The following is a 20,583-nucleotide window of genomic DNA, read 5'->3' as shown; positions in this document are numbered from 1 at the left end:
CGTGCGGCTGGACCTCTGGATCGCGGTGAGGGTCGTGGCAGCCCTGGCGACCCTCACCGCGCTCTCGGTCGTCGTCTTCTGGGCCACCGAGGTCCTGCCCGGTGACGCCGCGGGCGTGCTGTCGGGTCCGCACGCCACGGACGCCGAGCGGGAGGCGATCGGCGTCGCCCTCGGACTGGACCGTCCGGGTGCCGAGCGATACCTCGAGTGGATGCGCGGGGCGCTGGGTGGCGACCTCGGGACCTCGCTGGCCACCGGCCGCGACGTCGCCGGGATCGTCGGCGCGCGTCTCGTGACGAGCCTGGCCGTGCTCGTGCCCGCCGTGATGATGATCGTGACGCTCGCGGGTGTCCTGGGCACTGCCGCCGGGCTGCGCCAGGGCGGTCGACTGGACCGCTGGCTCAGCGGCACGACCCTCGGGCTCATCGGCACCCCGGACTTCCTCGTCGCCACCGTCCTGCTCGCGGTGTTCACCGCCTGGTGGCCCGTCCTGCCCGCCGTCGCCCTCGTCCGGCCCGGGGAGTCGCTGTGGCAGCACCCCGAGCTGGTGCTCCTGCCCGCGGTCGCCCTCGCACTCGGTGGGTTCGGCGCGACGATGCGCTTGCTGCGTGCCTCCGTCGCGCACACGGTCGCCACGCCTTTCGCCGAGTTCGCGCGGCTCAACGGGGTGCGAGGCCTCCGGTACGTCTGGGGAGTGGTCGTCGCGAACGCGCTGGCTCCTGCCGTGATGGCCCTGACCGTGATGACCGCAGGCCTCCTGGGCGGTGCGATCGTCGTGGAGACCCTGTTCAACGTCCCCGGCCTCGGGTCCGAGCTCACCCAGGCGGTCGCCCACCGCGACGTGCCCCTCGTCCAGGGACTGAGCCTCGTGCTCGGTGCCATCACCCTGCTGCTCCTGCTCGTAGGCGACGTCACCGCGCGCCTGCTGGACCGCCACGGCCCGACGGCGACCGGACCGGCCCGGTGACCCGGCGCACCGTGGTGCTCGCCCTGCCCGTGGTGGCCGTGCTGACCATCGCGCTCGCCGGCCCGTGGCTCGCACCCGGTGGCGCGACCACCCCCGTCGGCAGCTCCTTCGAGGCGCCGACCGACAGCTACCCGATGGGTACGGACGTCCTGGGCAGGGACGCCCTCGCACGGCTGCTCGTCGGCGGCCGGGTCCTGGTGCTGCAGGCGCTCGCGGCCACGTTGCTCGGCAGTGCCGTCGGCCTCGGTGCGGGTGTCTGGGCGGGGATCACCCACCGCCGACGGCTGGGACTCGCGCTCATGCGCTCCGTCGACGCCCTCGCCGCCCTTCCCGCCCTGCTCCTGCTGCTGCTGCTCGCCACGGGCGCCCCCGGTGACGACGTCGTGGTCGCCGTCGGGATCGCGATCGTCAGCGCACCGTTCTCGGTCCGCGTCGTGCACGCGGGCACCGCGCGGCTCGTCGGAACCGAGTACGCCCGCCACGCCGCGGCCCGGGGCGAGCCGCTCCTCGCGAGGGTCCGCCGCGACATCGCCCCCGGGCTCGCGCCGGTGGCCCTCGCGGAGGCAGGGATTCGCTTCGTGGCCGCGACCCAGCTGGCCGCGACCGCCGGGTTCCTGGGGCTCGGTGCGGGGGCCCCCACCGCGAACTGGGGCCGGATGGTGCGCGAGAACAGCGTCGGCGTCACGATGAACGCCCTTCCGGTGGTGGTGCCGGCGATCCTGCTGGTCGCGCTCGCGGTCAGCCTGACGGTCCTGGTCGACCGTGCCTCGGTGCCCACCCGGCTGGCGCCCGAGCGGATCGACCGAGCGGCGTGAGCGGCCTCGTCGACGTCCGCGGGCTGAGCGTGGCGACCCAGCACGGCGCCGTGATCCTCGACGGCGTGGACCTCGAGCTCGCCGACGGCACGGTGACGGGCCTCGTCGGGCCGTCGGGCGCCGGGAAGACCACGCTCGCGCACGCCCTGCTCGGGCACCTCGGTCCCGGGCTGCGCCGCACGGCGGGCACCGTGCGGGTCGCCGGTCTCGACCCTTTCACCCTCGACGGCCGGCGCGCGCTGCGGGGCCGCGTCACGGGATACGTGCCCCAGGACCCCGCCAGCGCGCTCAACCCGCGCCACCGCGTGCTGACCCAGCTCGACGCGGCCGACCGCATCGCCCACCCCGGCGCAGACCGTCGTGACCGAGCGAGGAGAGTTGCCGAGGCCGCCCGAGCGGCCTCGCTCGACGAGCACCTGCTGCGACGACACCCGGGGCGGCTGTCCGGCGGTCAGGCCCAACGGGCGCTGCTGGCCCGGACGCTCCTGACGGAGCCGCGGTTGATCGTTCTCGACGAGCCCACGAGCGGCCTGGACCCCGCCACCGCGCACGCGGTCGGCTCAGCCTTCGCCGATCTGCCCTGGCGGCCCGCCGTCCTGCTCGTGAGCCATGACCTCTCGGTCATCACCCGGATGGCCGACAGGACGTTCACCGTCGCGGCGGGCCGCATCGCGCCGGCTCCGAAGGCCACGGCCCCGCCCGCCGTGGTCCGGGCCCCGGTGTGCCGCCCGGACCACGGCCAGGCATCGATGCTGTCGGTGACGGGCCTGACCGTCCGGCGCGGTGAAGCGCGCATCCTCGACGACCTGAGCCTCGCGATCGCGCAGGGCGAGATGGTCGCCGTGCGTGGTGACTCCGGCAGCGGCAAGACCACGCTCGCTCGTGCACTCGCGGGGCTCGCGCCCCCGGCCGCCGGACAGCTCCGGCTGCACGGCAGGCCTGTCGGCTGGGACGCCTCGGCCCGGGCGCGGACAGGTGGGCCGTTTCTCGCGTACGTCGGTCAGGACGCCCGGGCCGCCCTCAACCCGCACGAGCCCGTGCACAGGACGCTCGGCCGAGCCCGGGCGTCCGCCGCCCGCAACGGCCGGTCGTGCGGGTGGGGGCCGGAGGAGGTCCTCGACCGCTTCGGCCTCGACCCCGCCCACCTGGAGCGGAGGCCGGACCAGCTCAGCGGAGGGCAGCGGCACCGTGTCGCCCTCGCCCGGGCGATCACCGCCGCGCCCGCGGTGCTGCTGTGCGACGAGAGCACCGCGTCCCTGGACCCGGCCACCGAGGAGCGGGTCCTCGAGGCCCTCGACCGCTACCGGCGCGAGCGTGGCACCCCGGTGCTGCTCATCACCCACCGTGACCGTGTCGCCTCCCGGGCGGACCGCGCACTGACCCTCAGCGAAGGAACCCTGCGATGACATCCCTCGGTCTGCTTCGGCCCGTCCGCGGGGTGCTGATCCTCGCCATGGCCTTCCAGGGCCTCGCTGCGGTCCTGACCCTCGTGCCTCTGCTCGCGCTCATCGCCTTCACGGGCGCCTGGATGAGCGGTGAACCGGCCCCCGGCACGGTCGTCCTGCTCGCTGCGGTCGGTGGTGCGCTGGGGAGTCTCGGCGCGGCCAGCGCGGCGACGGTCCTGAGCCACCGTGCCGACGCGGACCTCACGCGGCAGCTCCGGGCGCGCCTGGTCCGCACCATCCGGGACCTCCCGGTGCCTGCGGTGACCGGGCAGGGCGCGGGTCGCATCAAGACCGTGCTGCACGACGACACCGGCGCGTTGCACCACCTCGTCGCCCACACGCTCCTGGACGTGACGGCGCTCGTGGTGACCTCGCTCGTCGGCCTCGTGGCCCTCGCCCTGCTCGACTGGCGGCTCGCCCTGCTGGCCGCGCTGCCGCTGATCCTCGGAGTCGGGTGCTTCGCTCGCGCGATGCGCGGATCGGCCGCGGGCTTCGCCGAGTACGCCGCGCAGCAGCACCGCATCGGCAGCGCGGTCGTCGACTACGTGCGAGGCCTGCCCGTCGCCAAGGTGTACGGCGGCGCGGGCGGTGCACGGTCCCGGTTCCGCGCCGCCGTCACGCAGTTCCACGACTTCTTCAGCGCATGGTCCCGTCGCACCTCGGCCGCGACGACGGCGTCCTGGCTCGTCGTCGCTCCGGGCGTCACGACGGCCCTGCTCGTCCTGACCGGCGCGCTAGGCCTCCATCTCGACAGGGTCACCCCCACAGCCCTCGTGGCCGGCGCGCTCCTCGGGCCCGCCGTCTCCGCGCCCGTCGCCGTCGTCGGCCCCCGGATCCAGGCGATCCGCACGGGCCTGTCCGCGCTGGGGTCGATCAGCTCCTTCCTGGCCCAACCTCGCCTCACCTGGGGCGGGGCCGCTCCCGAGGTGGGGGGTGCGCTGCGCCTCGAGGGTGTCAGTCATCGCTACGGCGAGGACGAGGTGGCCCTCGACGGCCTCACCCTCGAGCTGCCCACGACCGGGCTCGTGGCGGTGGTGGGGGAGTCCGGCAGCGGCAAGAGCACCCTCGCCGGGGTGCTCGCACGGTTCTTCGACCCCACGCAGGGCCGGGTCCTGCTCGGTGACGTCGAGCTCGGGGAGCTGAGCGAGCCCGGCCTGTACGAGCGGGTCGCCTACGTCTTCCAGGACACCGGGCTCCGTGAGGCCAGCGTCCGCGACAACCTGACCGGGGGGCGCACCGTCCCGGAGCAGGACGTGATCGCGGCCGCTGTCGCCGCAGCGATCCACGAGGAGATCCAGGCTTTGCCCCGCGGCTACGACACGGTCCTCGGCGAGGAGGTCGAGCTGTCCGGTGGGCAACGCCAGCGGGTCTGCCTGGCGCGCGCGCTGCTGCGCCGCCCGACCGCCCTCGTGCTCGACGAGGCGACCTCGGCCCTCGACCCCCCGACCCGCGCTGTCCTCATGGAGACCCTGACGCGCGAGGCGGGCTCGCGGCTCGTCCTGCTCATCACCCACCAGCTGCGCACGGTCACCCACGCCGACCGGATCGTGGTGCTCGACCGCGGTCGGCTGGCCGGGCAGGGCACCCATGCCGAGCTGCTCGAGGGATGCGCCGCGTACCGCCGGCTCTGGGACTCCGCAGCGTCCCCCTCGGCGTGGCGCCCCTCGATGTCTGCCGCCGCCCCACGGAAGGACTCCTGATGCTCCGCGCCCTGCACCGCCTGCTGCCCGCCGTTGATGCCCGAGCCGTGGTCGCGCTCACGGCCTGGCTCGCCACCGCCGCCGTCCTGCAGGGAGTCGTGCTCGGTCTTGCCGGGACCTCCGTGGCGGTGCTCGTGGGCACCGGCTACGAGGCGGCAGAGCCGTGGTTGGTGGCGCTGACCCTGACCGCCCTCGGCTTCGTTGTCGTGCAAGGAGTGGCGCAGTCGGCCGCCTTCCGCACGGGGAGCCAGACTGCGCGTGCTCTCCATCTCGCGCTCGGTGACCACATCGCGCACCTCCCGCTGGGGTGGTTCACCCCGACGCGGCAGGCGGAGGTCGTCGACACCGCGACCACCGGGGTGCCCCGGCTCATGTCCTACCCGGCGATCCTGCTGCGCCCTGCGATCACCGCCATCCTGACCCCGGTGGCCGCCGCCGTGACGGTGGCCTTCCTGGACTGGCGCTTCGGTGTCGCGCTGCTCGCCGCGAGCCTCGTCGCGTGGTGGGCCAGCACGCTCAGCCAGCACCTCGCTCGGACCGTCGACCTGCGGCGGCACCGCGCCGACGTGGAGGCGGCCAACCGCGTGCTCGAGTACGCCGTCCGTCAGCCGGTGATCCGTACGGACCGACGGTCCGAGGACGACGACGCGCTGGAGCGTGCTCTCGGCGAGGCGGCACGTGAGGCGCGCCGGTCGACGGCCACGGTGCTGCCCGGGCTCCTGCTGTTCAGCGTGACGCTCAACGTGCTCTTCGCCGCGCTCGTCGCGGTCGGGGTCCTCTGGGTCGCCGGGGCGACGCTGTCCGTACCGGCGTTCGTCGGGCTGCTGGTGACCACCTCCCGGCTGACCGCGGTAGCCGCTGCCGGGGCCGAGCTCGCTGCCGGGCTTCGCCTGCAGCGCGGAGCCCTGGACCGTGTCGCGGACGTCCTGTGCGTGCGGCCGCTCCCCGTCCTCGATCTGCCGCCGGAGGACCCACCCGGGACGGACGTGCTCGTGGACGTTCAGGGCGTGTCCTTCCGCTATGGCGACGTCCCGGTGATCCAGGAGGTCAGCTTCGCTCTTCCGCGCCGCGGCCTGACCGCCGTCGTCGGGCCGTCAGGCTCGGGCAAGACGACCATCGCTCGGCTCCTCGCCCGCTTCTGGGACCCGTCGGCGGGCCGGATCCTCCTGGACGGCGCGGACCTGCGTGGCCTCGAGACCGGCGCGCTCTACCGCAGGATCGCGGTGGTCCTCCAGGACGACCACCTCGCCGACGGGACCATCGCCGAGAACATCCGTGCGGCGGCCCCCGAGGCCTCGCCGGCGGATCTTGCCCGGGCGGTGCGTGCCGCCGGGCTGGACTCCGCACTCCACGACCTCCCTGCCGGGCTCGACACGGCCAACGGGCCCGGCGGGGCGCGCCTGTCCGGAGGGCAGCGTCAGCGCGTATCGATCGCCCGCGCGCTCCTCAAGGCGGCACCTCTGACGATCATGGATGAGGCCACCTCAGCGCTGGACCCGGAGAACGCCCGGCTGGTGGGCGTGGCGGCGCGTGATCTTGCGCGCACGAGCAGCGTCCTGGTGATCGCCCACCACCTCGACACGGTCGTCCACGCGGACCAGGTCCTGGTGCTCGACCGCGGTCGGATCGTCCAGCAAGGGACTCACGCCGAGCTCGTCGGCCAGCGCGGACGGTACCGGGAACTCGTCGCCGCTCACCTCGAGGATGCGGAGGACGGCCGTCGAGCAGACCGCGGCGTACCGGGTGAGGGAGAGGGCTGAGCTGCCCGCCGAGGGGGCCGACGTGCTGGGAGCGGGTGACGGGAATCGAACCCGCGCTATCAGCTTGGGAAGCTGATGTTCTACCATTGAACTACACCCGCGAGCGCCCGTTGCTGGGCGGCGCGCGACGATCATACCCACCATCGACGCGCCCTGGCCAAAGCGCCCCTCGCCGGGTCCCCTTCCTCGCCGTCGTCCCGGCTGTGCCTGTGGACCCGGTCCCGTGCCCCGCCGTCGTGCACAGATCTTGTCCACAGCCATGTGGGTGATTTCGTGCGGCGCACGTCACCCTGTGGACGAACCTGTGTAGAACTGTTGATCACGATTCGGGTGCGCCGAACCCTTGTGGGCTCCGCCCGCGGGGGTCTAGAACTGGGTTCCGGCAGTCGTTCAGAACCGGGACGTACCAGGGCAACCTGGGCTCCGGGGGCGAACGGCCGTCGGGACTGACCGGAGAACGGTGGACCACCTCGCGGGGGAGACCCTGCGAGCTGCGGATGGCGCCGCAGGAGTCCCAACGGACCGGAACGTCGGGTCGTCAGGTGGTGGCTGCACGGGAGACCGCGCGGCAGCCGCCCGTAGCGCCGGAGCGGGACCGCAGCAGTCGGGCAACCGGCTGTCGGGTCCGACGACCACAGCAGAGCCCCTCGAACGCTTACTTCGAGGGGCTCTCGCTGTGCCTGGCCCCGCGCGGACCCCCGACCTCGCCCGCCAGGTCCTCCTGCTCGACGCGCTCCCAGCCCCCGGGCCCAGCCGCTACCGTGGCCCCGTGCTGCTCTCCGACCGCGACATCCGCGCCGAGCTCGACTCCGGACGCATCCAGCTGGACCCCTACGAGCCGGCCATGATCCAGCCCTCGAGCATCGACGTGCGGCTCGACAAGTTCTTCCGGCTGTTCAGCAACCACAAGTACCCCTTCATCGACCCAGCCCTCGACCAGCCCGACCTGACCCACCTGGTCGAGGCCGACCCCGACGAGGCGTTCATCCTGCACCCGGGTGAGTTCGTGCTCGGCTCGACCTACGAGGCCGTGACCCTGCCCGACGACGTCGCGGCCCGCCTCGAGGGGAAGTCCTCCCTGGGCCGGCTCGGGCTGCTCACCCACTCGACCGCGGGGTTCATCGACCCGGGCTTCACCGGGCACGTGACCCTCGAGCTGTCCAACGTCGCGACCCTGCCGATCAAGCTGTGGCCCGGCATGAAGATCGGCCAGATGTGCTTCTTCCGCCTCTCCTCGCCCTCGGAGCACCCTTACGGGTCGAGCGTCTACGGCTCGCGGTACCAGGGTCAGCGCGGACCGACGGCCTCCCGTTCCTCGACGAGCTTCCATCGCACGCAGGTGTGACTCGGCTGCTCCGGCGCTGTGACCAGGCCCGTCTGGGCAACACCGCCGAAGCACAGCCGCAACACTGGCGACCTAGGCTCCCCCCATGGCACTCCCGGCTCTCGACCCCACCTCGACCGACGTCACTGGTCGGCACGTGCTCGTGCTGCCCGAGGACGTCGGCGCTGACGAGGTCGAGACCCTCGCCGCGAGCCGATTCCCGCGGGCCGTCTGGGAGACGACGTCGGGCGTGACTCCGCCCCGCCCGGCCGGTGGCGCGCGCGGACTGCGCCAGACCGTCGCGCCTCCCGGTGCGCTGCGCCTGTCGCGGCACAGCGTGCTGCAGGGCCCCTTCACCCTCGACCGTCCCGCGACCAGCGCCCTGGGCGTGCCGGCCTCCGCCGCGCTGGCCTACGTGATGCACGCCCCCGTCGAGCGCGGCACCCCGCCCTGGCCGGGGGGCGGGGACCGTGACGGGCTCGGCCGCGCCTTCCCGGCCGGGCTGCCCGTCCGCGACGAGGAGCGGGTGGTGCGATGGCTGGTCGACGTCGCGCGCCGGCTGGGTGGAGCGGTGCGGGTCGCCCCGGCCGCCGACCAGGCCCCCGCGGTGCTCGTGCCCGACCCCTCGGCCGCCGTCGACCTCACGGTGTGGACGGACATCTGGCTCGAGCCCGACGCCGCGCTGACCGTCATGCGCCAGGCCGTGCCGCGCGCCTACCTCAACCTGCCCGACGGGCGCTGGAACGGACCGCCCCAGGGCACCGGGCTGCAGGCCGTGCCGGGGGCCGAGGTGATCAACGCCGAGCAGCGTCACGCCCTGCACGTCGCCGCCGACCAGCGGGACATCGCCGCCCTCACCGACCCCGAGCCCATGCAGGGGTACGGCGCCCTGGTGGACCTCGACCTCGACGGGATGATCGCCCTCGAGGTCACCGGGGAGACCGCGCTGCCCCCCGTCATCGCCGGCATCCCGTGGGCTGAGCGCGGCGCCGTGGGCTACACCGTCCGCTGGGAGCCCGAGGACCTCGCCGACCTCGAGTCCGAGCGCCCGAGCCTGAACCTGCGCGTGGCCCGAGGCCGAGCCACGCCCCTGGTCATCGCCATCACCCGCGCCGTGCACAAGGCCGTCGGCGGGGAGATCACGGACATGATGGGCTTCGTCGTGGACCCCGCCGACCTCTGAGAGGGAGCGCCCCGGTGGGTGCAAGCGCGGTGAGCGTCGGGACACGGTCAGGGTAGGGGTGAGGATGTCGCCGCTCCCCTCACGCTGACGAGAGATGGACGCCATGGTCCCTGTGAGGTGCACCAGGCTCGTTGCCGCCGCGGCGGCGGGAGCCCTCGCCCTGGCGGCATGTGCTGGGGTCGACGGCGCGGCAGACGACGGCTCGCGCGCCCCCCTGGGCACGGCCCTCGCGGGCAGTCTCTCCGCTGAGGACGCCACGGCAGCAGCGGACGCCGCCAACGCCTTCGGCTTCGACCTGCACGCCGCTGTCGCGCAGGAGGGCGACACCACGGTCACGTCGCCGCTGTCGGCCTCGGTGCTGCTCGGGATGCTGGCCGCGGGGGCCGGCGGGGACAGCGCCGAGGAGATGGTCCGACTCCTGCGCCTCGACGGTCCGCAGGACACCCGCAACGCAGCGCTGCTCGCCGACCTGATCGACACCGACGACGTCACCCTGGAGATCGCGAGCTCGCTGTGGGCGGCCGAGGGGTATCCGCTCGAGGACGACTACGTGTCCTTCGTCCAGGACGCCTACGGGGCGACGCTGGACGAGGTGGACCTCGGCTCGCAGGGCGCGGCCGCGGCGATCGACGACTGGGTCGAGGGGAACACCAACGGGCTGGTCGAGGAGATCGCGGCGGCCCTCGGTCTTCCCGATCCGCACGCGGTGCTGGTGCTGCTCAACACGGTCTACTTCCTGGGCACCTGGACCACCACGTTCGACGAAGCCCAGACACGGGACGCGCCGTTCACCCTGGCCGGCGGCAGGAAGGTGCAGGTCCCCACGATGCACCGCGGCAACGCCGGGGCGGAGACGTCCTCCGGTGCCGGTTTCGAGATGCTCCGGCTCCCCTACGGCGACGAGGAGCGCTTCGGCATGGAGCTGATCGTGCCGGAGCAGGGCGTGGACCTCGACGGGCTGCTCGACGACCTCGACGCCGAGGCCTGGCGCAGTGCTGTCGACGGCCTCCGGCCCGCCACCGTCTCCGAGATCGCCCTGCCACGTCCAGAGCTCGAGTGGGAGGCAGACCTCACCGCGCCCCTGCAGTCCCTCGGGATGGTGGCCGCGTTCCGCGCCGGGGACTTCACGCCGATGTCCTCGGCCAACCCTCACCTCGACACCGTCGTGCAGAAGACCTACATCCGGGTCGACGAACGGGGCACCGAGGCAGCGGTCGCCACGGGCGCGGTCATGACCGAGTCCGCCGGGTCACCACCGTTCCGGGTCGACCGCCCGTTCGCGTTCACCGTGAGCGACCGCGAGACCGGTGCCGTGCTCTTCCTCGGCAGCGTTCACGACCCCCGCGGCTGACCTGCGCCCCGCAGTGCCGCGCGAGCGAGGGCGACCTGCACCGCCGTGAGCACCGCTCCTGCGATGCAGGCGACGATCGCCACCACGGACACCGTGGACAGGACGTCGTCGAAGGACTGCCTGAGGAACCCTTGGATGGCGGCGAGGCAGAGGAGCATCAAGGCGGTCCAGTACCCGCGCGCCCAGCCTCGCGCGAGCCGGATGCTTGCCGACCGCTGAGGTTCGCCCCCCGCCAGCCTTCCACGCAGGAGGGACCTCGCGGCCTGTCGCGCTACCTCCCGGTCCACGGGCTCGGGCCAGTGCTTGACGACGGATGTGATGCTGGCGAACGCGAAGACGATCACGAGCGCGCTGAAGAGGATCACCGCCCCGAAGCTGAACGTGTCCATGCGCGCTCCTGTCCTTCGCCGAGTCCGAGCAGGGTCAGTCGGGCAGCACCGCGTCCCGCAGCATGATCGCGACGTCGACCACCTCGACCGGGCCCTGACCAGTCCCGGCCCCGGTGGCGCTCGCCGCCGCGACGCCATCGGTGAGCATCACCGTGCAGAACGGGCAGCCGGTCGCGATGGTGCGGGCCCCGGTGTCGAGGGCCTCGGTCGCGCGGTCGGTGCTGATCCGCGTCCCGGTCGACTCCTCCATCCACACCCGGGCGCCCCCGCCGCCGCAGCAGAAGGACCGCTCCTGGGTGCGGGGCATCTCGGTGAGGGTGACCCCGGGCAGGGCGCCGATCAGGTCGCGGGGCGGGGTGTAGATCTGGTTGTGCCGGCCGAGGTAGCACGGGTCGTGATAGGTCACGGTGCCGGCGGAGGCGTCGTCGTCGGGCCGGGTGGTGGGGGTCAGGCGGCCGTCGGTGACCAGCCGGTCGAGCAGCTCGGTGTGGTGCACCACCTCGAAGCGCCCGCCCAGCTGGGGGTACTCGCGGCTGATGGTGTTGAAGCAGTGCGCGCACGTCACCACGATGCGCTGGGCCATGACCTCGGTGAGCACCTCGACGTTGGCCTGGGCGAGCATCTGGAAGAGGAACTCGTTGCCTGCGCGTCGGGCCGGGTCCCCCGTGCAGGACTCGCCGTCACCCAGCACCGCGAAGCTCACCCCGGCGGCGTGCAGCAGCTCGGCCACGGCGCGGGTGGTGCGCTTGGCGCGGTCCTCGTAGGCCCCCGCGCAGCCGACCCAGAACAGGTAGTCGACCTCGCTCGCGTCCTCGACGTCAGCCCCGATCACGGGGACCTCGAAGCCCAGGCCCTGGGCCCAGTCCAGGCGCCTGCGCGGGGCCATGCCCCAGGGGTTGGCCTGCTTCTCGAGCTTGGTGAACATGGGGCCGAGCTCCTCGGGGAAGGCCGACTCCATGAGCACCTGGTTGCGGCGCAGGTCGACGATGTGGTCGACGTGCTCGATGTCCACCGGGCACTGCTGGACGCAGGCCCCGCACATGGTGCAGTCCCACAACGCCTGCGGGTCGATGACGTCCCCCACCAGCGCGAGCACGTCCACCCCCGCATGGCTCGTGTCCGAGCTGGAGGCCGAGCTGGTGGCCGAGCTGGTGGCCGAGCTCGTGTCAGAAGCTGGGATACCCCTGGCACCCCCACGTTCTGACACGAGGCCGGGGGGGAGGTGGCCGGTGGTGGTCGTGAGGCCTGTCGGGGCGGTGGCTGCGTTGGGAGCGGGCTGCAGGTACGGGGCGCTCGCGTAGGCGTGGTCGCGCAGGGCGGTGATCATCAGCTTGGGGGACAAGGGCTTGCCGGTGTTCCACGCGGGGCACTGCTCCTGGCACCGCCCGCACTCGGTGCAGGTCGAGAAGTCCAGCAGCCCCTTCCAGGTGAAGTCCTCGAGCTGCCCGACGCCGAGCCGCGCGTCCTCGGGCAGGTCGTCGATCGCCTCGAAGTCCACGACCTTGCCCGCGGCCCGCACCGGCGGCACCGGACCCAGGGCGGGGGAGCCGTCGACCTCGCGCCGCGCCCACACGTTGACCACCGCGAGGAACCGGTGCCACGAGACCCCCATCGCCGGCCGACGCCCGACCACGACCATCCAGGTCATCGACGTGAGGATCTTCAGCAGGGCGACCAGCACCACCGCCGTCTCGAGGGCCTCGGTGCCCGCCCCGACCCACCAGGAGCCGAACCACGCCGTCAGCGGGTGCTGCAGCGCGAGGGCGGAGGCGACGTCGGCGGAGACCCCGCCCGGCGCACTCATCGCGAGCGCGTACTCCAGCCCCCGCAGCACCAGCACGCAGAGCACCACCGCCGCGATGATCAGCTCGACGAAGTACGCCTGCCCCGCGTTCGACCCGAAGAACCGCGAGGACCGCGCCCCCTGCGGCCCGCGCCGGCCCGACGGCGAGTCCTGCACGGCCGACGGCGCTCCGGCGGCGGCCTCCCCGCGGCGGGGGTGGGCACGCTGCCGCACCAGCACCAGCGCCAGGATGCCCAGCAGCCCCAGCCACGCGAACCCCTCGACCAGCCACCCGAGCGGGGCGACCCAGAGGACCGCCGGCAGGGCCAGGTGCGGGTCGACGATCTGCCCGTACCCGGCCACCAGCGTGAAGAACAGCACCGGGAAGCTGACCATGACGACCCAGTGCGCGACCTTGACGAACGGTCGGTGCTGGAAGCGTCCGTGCCCGAGCAGCAGCCCGAGGGCCAGCCTCGTCCGCAACCACCGGTGGTCGGTGCGCTCGGGGGCCGGGCCGCCCTGCGCGACGGTGCGCACGATCGCGCGCACCCCGAGGGAGAAGACGGTCACGCCGACGACGGTCGCCAGGACCGCGACGACGAGGGCGGCGAGCTGCAGGGCGTCCACCCCGCCACGCTAGTCGGTGCCTCAGGCCCGGAAGGTACGATGGTCCTGTTCAGTGACGCACCCCCGTGGCACGTCTGCGGGTGCGTGCTCGCGTTCATCGTCTTGACAACACGACGCCCCTCCAAGGCCCGCTGACGCCTGCGCGACGGCGGGCCTCGACAGGCACTGACCATCCCGACCGACCACCGCCCCCGACCGGACGGAGCCGGACGTGCTCCTGCTGCTCGCCGCCCACCTCGTGGTGGCTCTCGGCGCGCCGCTCCTGGTGCAGTGGCTCGGTCGTCGAGCGTTCCTCGTCATGGCCCTCGCCCCGGCCTCGGCCGCCGCCTGGGCCCTCAGCTGGACCAGCGAGGTGATGGCCGGGGACGGCCCGGTCGAGGTGGTCCAGTGGGTCCCGGCCCTCGACATGGAGCTGGCTTTCCGGCTCGACACGTTGTCCTGGCTCATGGTGCTGATGGTCGGCGGGGTCGGCGCCCTGGTCCTGGTCTACTGCTCGCGCTACTTCTCGGCGACGGCGGGTGGCCTGGGCCGCTTCGGCGGGGTGCTCGTGGCCTTCGCGGGTGTGATGCTCGGCCTCGTCGTGACCGACGACATGCTCCTGCTCTACACCTTCTGGGAGCTGACCACGGTCTTCTCCTACCTGCTGATCGGCCACTACGCCGAGCGCAAGGCCTCCCGCCGCGCCGCGATGCAGGCCATCATCCTGACCACCGCGGGCGGGCTCGCGATGCTCGTCGGGATCGTGCTGCTGGGCGAGACCACCGGCACCTACCGGATCTCCGAGGTCGTGGCCCTGGCCAGCGAGGGCGGCGGCATCCCGGCCGGGACGACCACCACCCTCGCGACGGTCGCCGTCGTCCTCCTCCTCGCCGGGGCCGCGACCAAGTCCGCCCTCGTCCCGCTGCACTTCTGGCTGCCCGCCGCGATGGCCGCCCCGACCCCCGTCTCGGCGTACCTGCACGCCGCCGCGATGGTCAAGGCCGGCGTCTACCTCGTGGCCCGCTTCGCCCCCGGCTTCGGCGAGCTCGGGGTGTGGCGCGGGATCGTCATCGTGCTGGGCTGCGGCACCCTCGTGGTCGGCGGCTACCGAGCCCTGCGCCAGAACGACCTCAAGCTCATCCTCGCCTTCGGCACCGTGAGCCAGCTCGGCCTCCTGGTGCTCCTGGTCGGCCTGGGCTCCCGCGCCGCCGCGCTCGCGGGTCTGGCGATGCTGGGGGCCCACGCGATGTTCAAGGCCTCCCTCTTCCTCACCGTCGGCGTGGTCGACGCCGCGACCGGCACCCGCGACCTGCGCCGCCTGACCGGGGTGGGGCGCGAGCTGCCCATCACCGCGGCCGTCGGCGCCCTCTCGACCGCGTCGATGATCGGGCTCCCTCCCTTCGCGGGGTACGTCGCCAAGGAGGCCGCCCTCGAGGCCTTCGTGCACGACGGCGGCACCGCGGTCGGCCTGTTCGTCCTCGTCTCCATGGTGGTGGGCTCCACGCTGACCGTGGCCTACGGCCTGCGGTTCTGGTGGGGGGCCTTCGCCACCAAGCGCACCCACGCGACCTCCGACGACGCGACGGCCCCGCACGCCGCGGCGGTCGCGGCCGGGGTCGCCGGGGACGACGGCCCGCTCGCGATCAAGCACCCGCCCCTCGTGCTCGTCGCGCCGGCCGCGGTGCTCGCCGTGCTCGGGCTGGTCCTGGCACTGACCCCCGAGGTGGGCGAAGGGCTGCTCGCCCCGCACGCCGACACCTACCCGGGGGACCCGGGCCACCTGGTGCTGTGGGCAGGCTTCTCGCCGGCCCTCGCGCTGACCGTCGTGATCCTGACCGTCGGCGCGCTGATGTTCTGGGCGCGGGCCCGGGTCGAGGGCTGGCAGGCCCGGGTGCGGATCCCCTGGGACGCCGACCGCGGGTACCGCCGCGGCATGCGACGCCTCGACGAGCTCGCCGGGGACGTCACCGCCGTCACCCAGCGTGGGTCGCTGCCCTTCTACCTCGGCACGATCCTGCTGGTGCTGGTCGGCCTCGCCATCACCACCCTGGCCGCCGGCACCACGCTGCCCGGGGCGGACGGCGTGCGCCTGTGGGACAGCCCTGTCCAGCTGGTCGCGGGGCTCCTGGCGGGGGGCGCGATGATCCTCGCGGCCAACGCCCGGCGCCGCCTCAAGGCCGTGGTGCTCGCCGGGATCAGCGGGTACGCGGTCGCGTACCTCTTCCTGCTGCACGGGGCCCCCGACCTCGCGCTGACCCAGGTGCTGGTCGAGACGATCATGCTGGTGATCTTCGTGCTGGTGCTGCGGCGCCTGCCCGCGTACTTCTCGGTGCGCCCCCTCGCCGCGAGCCGCTGGGTCCGCCTGGCCATCGGCCTCACGGTCGGCCTCACCGTCGGCGCCCTGGCCCTGATCGTCCCCGGGGCGCGGATCCACCCGCCGGTCTCGGTGGACTTCGCCGAGGAGGCCTACGTCTTCGGCGGCGGCAAGAACGTCGTCAACGTGGCCCTGGTCGACATCCGCGCCTGGGACACGGTCGGCGAGATCTCCGTCCTGCTCGCGGCCGCGACCGGTGTGGCCTCCCTGATCTTCCTGCGCCGCCGCGGCGGCGAGCTCCAACGGGCCGACGACGCCGCCGACGGCACCCGGGTGTGGGCCGGCGACGTCCCCGACCCCATGCACGTGCTGCGCGTGCGCGACGCGGGCCGTGCCGAGGGGGCGAGCGAGGCCGAGCTCGGCCTCGGCGGCTCGACGCGCCGCGCACGGCCCCGCACCGAGTGGCTGCGTGGTGGCCGGACCCTGGCCCCGCAACGACGGTCGATCATCTTCGAGATCGCCACGCGGCTGCTCTTCCACTCGATGATCATGTACGCGCTCTTCCTGCTCTTCGCCGGGCACAACGCCCCCGGGGGCGGGTTCGGTGCGGGCCTCGTCGTCGGGATCGCGCTGATCGTCCGGTACCTCGCGGGGGGCCGCTACGAGCTCACCGAGGCTGCCCCGATCCACCCCGGCCTGCTGCTCGGCACCGGCCTGTTCCTCTCGGCCGGCGTCGGGCTGCTCGCCCTGCTCGCCGGAGGGTCGGTGCTGCAGAGCCTGATCATCGAGGTGACCGTCCCCCTGCTCGGGGACATCAAGCTGGTGACCTCGCTGTTCTTCGACATGGGGGTCTTCCTGCTGGTGGTCGGCCTGGTGCTGGATGTGCTGCGCAGCCTGGGCTCGGAGGTCGACCGGCACGGCGAGGCCCAGGACGGCGACCCCGAGACCGAGCACCCCGAGGGGGAGGACCGGGCCACGGCCGACGCCCCCTACGGCGCGGCCCCGGACGAGCACCTCGGCGCGGAGGTGCAGCGATGATCGACACCTCCCCGAGCCTGGCCCTGGTGCTGGCGATCGTCGTGCTCATCACGGTCGGTGTGTACCTGCTGCTCGAGCGCAGCCTGACCCGCGTGCTGCTCGGCTTCATCGCGATGAGCAACGGGATCAACCTGCTGTTCCTCGTCGCCGGGGGCGCCGCCGGCGGGGCGCCCATCACGGGCCAGACCGCCCCGGAGGACATGAGCGACCCCCTGCCCCAGTTCATGATCCTCACGGCGATCGTGCTCACCATGGGCATCTCGGCCTTCCTGCTCGCCATGGCCTACCGCTCGTGGCAGCTCAACCGGCACGACGAGGTCCAGGACGACCTCGAGGACCGCCGCGTCGCCCGCCGTGCCGCAGCGGACCTCGCGGCCTTCGAGGACAGCGACACCGAGGTCACCACGACCCTCGACGAGGACGCCGCCTCGGCCCACGACGAGATGGGAGGTGACCGGTCATGACCCCGCCGGACCTCCTCTGGCTGAGCCTCACCGACCTCAGCTGGGTGGTGCCCCTGCCGGTGCTGGTCCCGCTCTCGGCCGCGGGCCTGGCCCTCGCGCTGTGGCGGCACCCCAAGGCCCAGCAGATCATCAGCGTCGTCGCCCTGACCGTGGTGCTCCTCGCCTCGCTGACCCTGCTCGTCGCGGCCGACCAGGGGCCTGTCGTCCTCGACGTGGGGAACTGGGCGGCACCCGTCGGGATCGACCTGGTCGCCGATCGCCTCTCGACCCTCATGCTCACCGTCTCCGCGGCGGTGACCCTGTGCGTCCTGATCTACTCCCTCGCCCAGGGGCTCGCCGACGGCAACCGCGGCACCCCCGTGGCGATCTTCCACCCCACGTACCTGGTGCTGAGCGCGGGCGTGGCCAACGCCTTCCTCTCGGGGGACCTGTTCAACCTGTACGTCGGCTTCGAGATGCTCCTCGCGGCCTCCTACGTGCTGCTCACCCTGGGCGGCACGGGGGAGCGCATCCGCGCGGGGACCATCTACGTGGTCGTCTCGCTGGTGTCCTCGATCATCTTCCTCCTCGCGATCGGCCTGATCTACGCCGCGACCGGCACGGTCAACCTGGCCCAGCTCGCGATCCGGCTGCCCGAGATCGACCCGGGGGTGCAGCTCGTGCTGCAGCTCCTGCTGCTGCTGGCCTTCGCCATCAAGGCCGCGATCTTCCCGCTCTCGGCCTGGTTGCCGGACTCCTACCCCACGGCCCCTGCCCCCGTCACGGCGGTGTTCGCGGGGCTGCTGACCAAGGTCGGCGTCTACGCGATCATCCGCACCCAGACCCTGCTGTTCCCCGACGGCCGGGCCGACACCCTGCTCATGGTCGCGGCGCTGCTCACCATGGTGGTCGGGATCCTCGGGGCCGTGGCCCAGAACGACATCAAGCGGCTGGTGTCCTTCACCCTGGTCAGCCACATCGGCTACATGATCTTCGGCATCGCGCTGTCCAGCGAGCAGGGGCTGGGCGCCTCGATCTTCTACGTGGCCCACCACATCACCGTGCAGACGGCGCTGTTCCTCGTCGTCGGGCTGGTCGAGCGCCGGGGTGGGTCCACCAGCCTGGACCAGCTCGGCGGGTTGGCCCGGCTCGCGCCGTTGCTCGCCGTGCTGTTCTTCGTCCCGGCGATGAACCTCGCCGGGATCCCGCCGCTGTCGGGCTTCCTCGGCAAGGCCGGGCTGCTCCAGGCGGGGGTGGCCGACGGCGGGCCGCTGGCCCTCACCCTGGTCGGGGCGGGGGTCGTGACCTCGCTGCTGACCCTCTACGCGATCGTCAAGGCCTGGAACAAGGCCTTCTGGCAGGTCGCCCCGGTCGAGCCCGCACCCATGCGGCTGCCGCGGGCGATGGTCGGCTCGGCGGCCTCCCTCGTGCTCCTGGGGGTCAGCATCACGGTCGTGGCCGGGCCCATGTACGACTACACCCAGCGGGCCGCCGCCACCCTGCGGGACCCGAACCAGTACATCGTCTCGGTGCTCCCGGACCGCGCCCGCGGCGCCGGGGTGTCCTCCGACCTCGCCGAGGACACCCCCGACGCCGAGCTGCCCGACGAGCCGGTCGAGGAGGAGGACGAGTGAGCCTCCACCCGCGCCGCCGCTCCTTCGGCGTCAACCTCGTCATGACGGTCTGGCTGGCCGTCATCTGGGTGCTCGTCTGGGGTGACCTCTCGATCGCCAACGTGCTCAGCGGCCTCGTCCTGGCGGTCGTGGTGACCCGGCTGATGCCCCTGCCCGCGGTGGACTTCCACGGCCGGGTGCACCTGCCCTCGGTCGCCTACCTGGCGTACCGGTTCGTCGTCGACCTGGTGGTGGCCAGCGCCCAGGTGGCCTACCAGGCCTTCCGGGTGGGCAGGACCCCGCGCAGCGCGGTGCTCGCGGTCCACCTGCGCAGCCACTCCGACCTGTACCTGACCCTGACCGCCGAGCTGTGCTCGCTGGTGCCCGGGTCGATCGTCGTCGAGGCGCACCGCGTCTCCGGGGTGCTCTACATCCACGTGCTCGACGTCGACATCGCCGGCGGGGTCGAGGCGGCGCGGCGCAACGTCCTGGACACCGAGGCGCGCATCCTGCGGGCCCTCGCCTCGGACGCCGAGCTGGCCGAGGCCGGGCTCACCCGTCGACCGCAGCGCGGGGTCGCCGACCCGGGCCTCCAGGGGGCTCCGTCGCAGGCAGCCGCCCCGGTCTGCCTCACCGAGATCGGAGAGGTCGCGCCGCCCGTCGAGAAGGGCGGCGACGGGGCCGTCGAGGAGAAGGGGGAGCGCCCGTGATCGTCGTCGTCATCATCTGCGCGGTGCTGCTCACCATCAGTGCCGGACTCGCGCTGGTCCGGGCCGAGAAGGGCCCCAGCATGCTCGACCGCACCATCGCCCTGGACATCGTGACCAGCACCATCGTCGGGGCCATCGCCCTCGAGGCGGCGTGGTCGCGTCGCATCGACACGGTGCCGATCCTCGTGGCGGTGGCCCTCGTGGGCTTCGTCGGCTCGGTGACCATCGCGAGGTTCGCCTCGGTCGAGCCCGAGGGCGAGGGGCGCGTCCTCACCCGTGAGGAGATCGCTGCCGCCGAGAGCGAGCGTCTCGACGCCGAGACCACGGCACTCGAGTCCAGCGACCCCGAGCACCACGGCGGGCCGGCCCAGGGGGAGGTGCGCGAGTGAACGAGACCCTGGACGTGGTGCTCGACGTGCTGGCCGCGGTGTGCCTGCTGGGCGGCGCCGTGCTGACCCTCGCGGCCGGGGTCGGGCTCGTCCGGTTCCCCGACCTGCTCGCCCGCATGCACACCGCGACCAAGCCGCAGGTGCTCGGGCTCATCCTCATGATGCTGGGCCTGGCCCTGCGACTGCGCAGCGGCCCGGTGATGTGGATGCTGCTGCTCGTGGCCCTGTTCCAGATGCTCACCTCGCCCGTCGCGGCGCACATGGTGGCGCGCGCGGGATACCGCACCGGGAAGGTCCGCAAGGAGCTGCTCGTCGTCGACGAGCTCACCCGCGACCTGGAGCTGGCCCACGCCGAGGTCGCGCAGGCAGAGGTCGCGCAGTCCGCGCCCGACCGAGCGGCGCAGGACGAGGCAGACCCTCCGGCCCGCGCCGATCAGGACGGCGACGGACCCGTCAGCTGAGGAACTTGGCGGTCCCTCGCGTGGCCAGCACGCGGGCCAGCGCGACCATGGCGCTCGACAGCACAGCCGCGCCGATCACCTCGGCCAGGCGGGAGTCGTCGTCGTCCTCCGCGTGGGGCGGCTCGTGACCGCTGACCATCTTCCAGGCGCTCGCGACGGCCTTCTGGGCGGCCCACACGCCGACCAGGGTGACGACACCGCCGATGACCTTGGCTGCGACGCCCTGCTTCTTGTCCGACACGATCTACCTCCGCCGATGGGTGAGCTGCTCCGCTCACCGTAGCCCTGCCTA

Annotated in this window: 17 protein-coding genes and 1 tRNA gene; 14 read left to right on the top strand and 4 right to left on the bottom strand. The window is 73.2% G+C overall.

Going from position 1 to position 20,583, the window contains the following annotated elements; all coding sequences use genetic code 11:
- The first annotated feature begins 1 nt into the window (after position 1).
- The 5 genes from J4G33_RS14000 to J4G33_RS13980 are packed head-to-tail and all read left to right on the top strand — an operon-like array spanning position 2 to position 6,687.
- The gene (locus J4G33_RS14000; RefSeq protein ID WP_208056605.1) at positions 2–967 is read left to right on the top strand and encodes an ABC transporter permease; all 966 of its coding nucleotides are present in this window, start codon (positions 2–4) and stop codon (positions 965–967) included.
- Positions 964–1,782: an ABC transporter permease subunit gene (locus tag J4G33_RS17285; protein ID WP_208056604.1), complete on the top strand. Its 819-nt coding sequence runs from the start codon at positions 964–966 to the stop codon at positions 1,780–1,782. The genes J4G33_RS14000 and J4G33_RS17285 overlap by 4 nt, the downstream gene beginning before the upstream one ends.
- On the top strand, positions 1,779–3,188 hold the full coding sequence (locus J4G33_RS13990; protein ID WP_208056603.1) for an ABC transporter ATP-binding protein: 1,410 nt from the start codon (positions 1,779–1,781) through the stop codon (positions 3,186–3,188). The genes J4G33_RS17285 and J4G33_RS13990 overlap by 4 nt, the downstream gene beginning before the upstream one ends.
- The gene (locus tag J4G33_RS13985) at positions 3,185–4,927 is read left to right on the top strand and encodes an ABC transporter ATP-binding protein (protein ID WP_208056602.1); all 1,743 of its coding nucleotides are present in this window, start codon (positions 3,185–3,187) and stop codon (positions 4,925–4,927) included. Before J4G33_RS13990 ends, J4G33_RS13985 begins: the two co-directional genes overlap by 4 nt.
- Positions 4,927–6,687: an ABC transporter ATP-binding protein gene (locus J4G33_RS13980; protein WP_208056601.1), complete on the top strand. Its 1,761-nt coding sequence runs from the start codon at positions 4,927–4,929 to the stop codon at positions 6,685–6,687. The genes J4G33_RS13985 and J4G33_RS13980 overlap by 1 nt, the downstream gene beginning before the upstream one ends.
- A 30-nt stretch (positions 6,688–6,717) precedes the next feature.
- On the opposite strand, the gene J4G33_RS13975 is transcribed toward J4G33_RS13980, so the two are convergent.
- Positions 6,718–6,788 (bottom strand) — tRNA-Gly (locus tag J4G33_RS13975).
- Positions 6,789–7,456: 668 nt separating this feature from the next.
- On the opposite strand from J4G33_RS13975, the gene dcd reads away from it, so the two are divergent.
- From dcd to J4G33_RS13960, 3 genes are all read left to right on the top strand, one after another.
- The gene (gene dcd, locus J4G33_RS13970) at positions 7,457–8,032 is read left to right on the top strand and encodes a dCTP deaminase (protein ID WP_208056632.1); all 576 of its coding nucleotides are present in this window, start codon (positions 7,457–7,459) and stop codon (positions 8,030–8,032) included.
- Positions 8,033–8,117: 85 nt separating this feature from the next.
- Positions 8,118–9,194, top strand: coding sequence for a hypothetical protein (locus J4G33_RS13965; RefSeq protein ID WP_208056600.1), 1,077 nt, complete (start codon positions 8,118–8,120; stop codon positions 9,192–9,194).
- A 103-nt stretch (positions 9,195–9,297) separates the two neighbouring features.
- Positions 9,298–10,545 carry a serpin family protein gene (locus J4G33_RS13960; protein ID WP_208056599.1) on the top strand — a complete coding sequence of 416 codons (1,248 nt, stop codon included), beginning with the start codon at positions 9,298–9,300 and terminating at the stop codon, positions 10,543–10,545.
- On the opposite strand, the gene J4G33_RS13955 is transcribed toward J4G33_RS13960, so the two are convergent.
- Positions 10,527–10,934, bottom strand: coding sequence for a hypothetical protein (locus tag J4G33_RS13955; protein ID WP_208056598.1), 408 nt, complete (start codon positions 10,932–10,934; stop codon positions 10,527–10,529). The genes J4G33_RS13960 and J4G33_RS13955 overlap by 19 nt on opposite strands.
- Positions 10,935–10,968: 34 nt before the next feature.
- Positions 10,969–13,344 (bottom strand): (Fe-S)-binding protein, encoded by a 2,376-nt coding sequence (locus J4G33_RS13950; protein WP_208056597.1) that lies wholly within the window; start codon positions 13,342–13,344, stop codon positions 10,969–10,971.
- A 211-nt stretch (positions 13,345–13,555) separates the two neighbouring features.
- Here J4G33_RS13950 and J4G33_RS13945 point away from each other — a divergent pair, with 211 nt between their 5' ends.
- The 6 genes from J4G33_RS13945 to mnhG are packed head-to-tail and all read left to right on the top strand — an operon-like array spanning position 13,556 to position 20,291.
- Positions 13,556–16,675 carry a Na+/H+ antiporter subunit A gene (locus J4G33_RS13945; protein ID WP_208056596.1) on the top strand — a complete coding sequence of 1,040 codons (3,120 nt, stop codon included), beginning with the start codon at positions 13,556–13,558 and terminating at the stop codon, positions 16,673–16,675.
- A complete protein-coding gene (locus J4G33_RS13940; RefSeq protein ID WP_208056595.1) occupies positions 16,672–17,139 on the top strand; it encodes a Na(+)/H(+) antiporter subunit C in 468 nt (155 codons plus the stop codon). Before J4G33_RS13945 ends, J4G33_RS13940 begins: the two co-directional genes overlap by 4 nt.
- A complete protein-coding gene (locus tag J4G33_RS13935) occupies positions 17,136–18,752 on the top strand; it encodes a Na+/H+ antiporter subunit D (protein WP_208056594.1) in 1,617 nt (538 codons plus the stop codon). Before J4G33_RS13940 ends, J4G33_RS13935 begins: the two co-directional genes overlap by 4 nt.
- A complete protein-coding gene (locus J4G33_RS13930) occupies positions 18,749–19,441 on the top strand; it encodes a Na+/H+ antiporter subunit E (protein ID WP_307793909.1) in 693 nt (230 codons plus the stop codon). The genes J4G33_RS13935 and J4G33_RS13930 overlap by 4 nt, the downstream gene beginning before the upstream one ends.
- Positions 19,438–19,830, top strand: coding sequence for an MrpF/PhaF family protein (locus tag J4G33_RS13925; RefSeq protein ID WP_307793908.1), 393 nt, complete (start codon positions 19,438–19,440; stop codon positions 19,828–19,830). The genes J4G33_RS13930 and J4G33_RS13925 overlap by 4 nt, the downstream gene beginning before the upstream one ends.
- On the top strand, positions 19,827–20,291 hold the full coding sequence (gene mnhG, locus J4G33_RS13920) for a monovalent cation/H(+) antiporter subunit G (RefSeq protein ID WP_208056593.1): 465 nt from the start codon (positions 19,827–19,829) through the stop codon (positions 20,289–20,291). The genes J4G33_RS13925 and mnhG overlap by 4 nt, the downstream gene beginning before the upstream one ends.
- Here the strand turns inward: mnhG and J4G33_RS13915 are convergent.
- Positions 20,284–20,532, bottom strand: a complete 249-nt coding sequence (locus J4G33_RS13915) for a DUF4235 domain-containing protein (protein ID WP_208056592.1) — start codon at positions 20,530–20,532, stop codon at positions 20,284–20,286. The two genes, mnhG and J4G33_RS13915, sit on opposite strands and share 8 nt — an antisense overlap.
- Between the last annotated feature and the right edge of the window lie 51 nt (positions 20,533–20,583).

Source organism: Actinotalea soli, assembly GCF_017565425.1.
GTDB classification, from domain to species: Bacteria; Actinomycetota; Actinomycetes; order Actinomycetales; family Cellulomonadaceae; genus Actinotalea; species Actinotalea soli.
The sequence above is the reverse complement of the archived record's forward strand: the minus strand, read 5'-3'. Positions and strand labels throughout refer to the sequence as shown.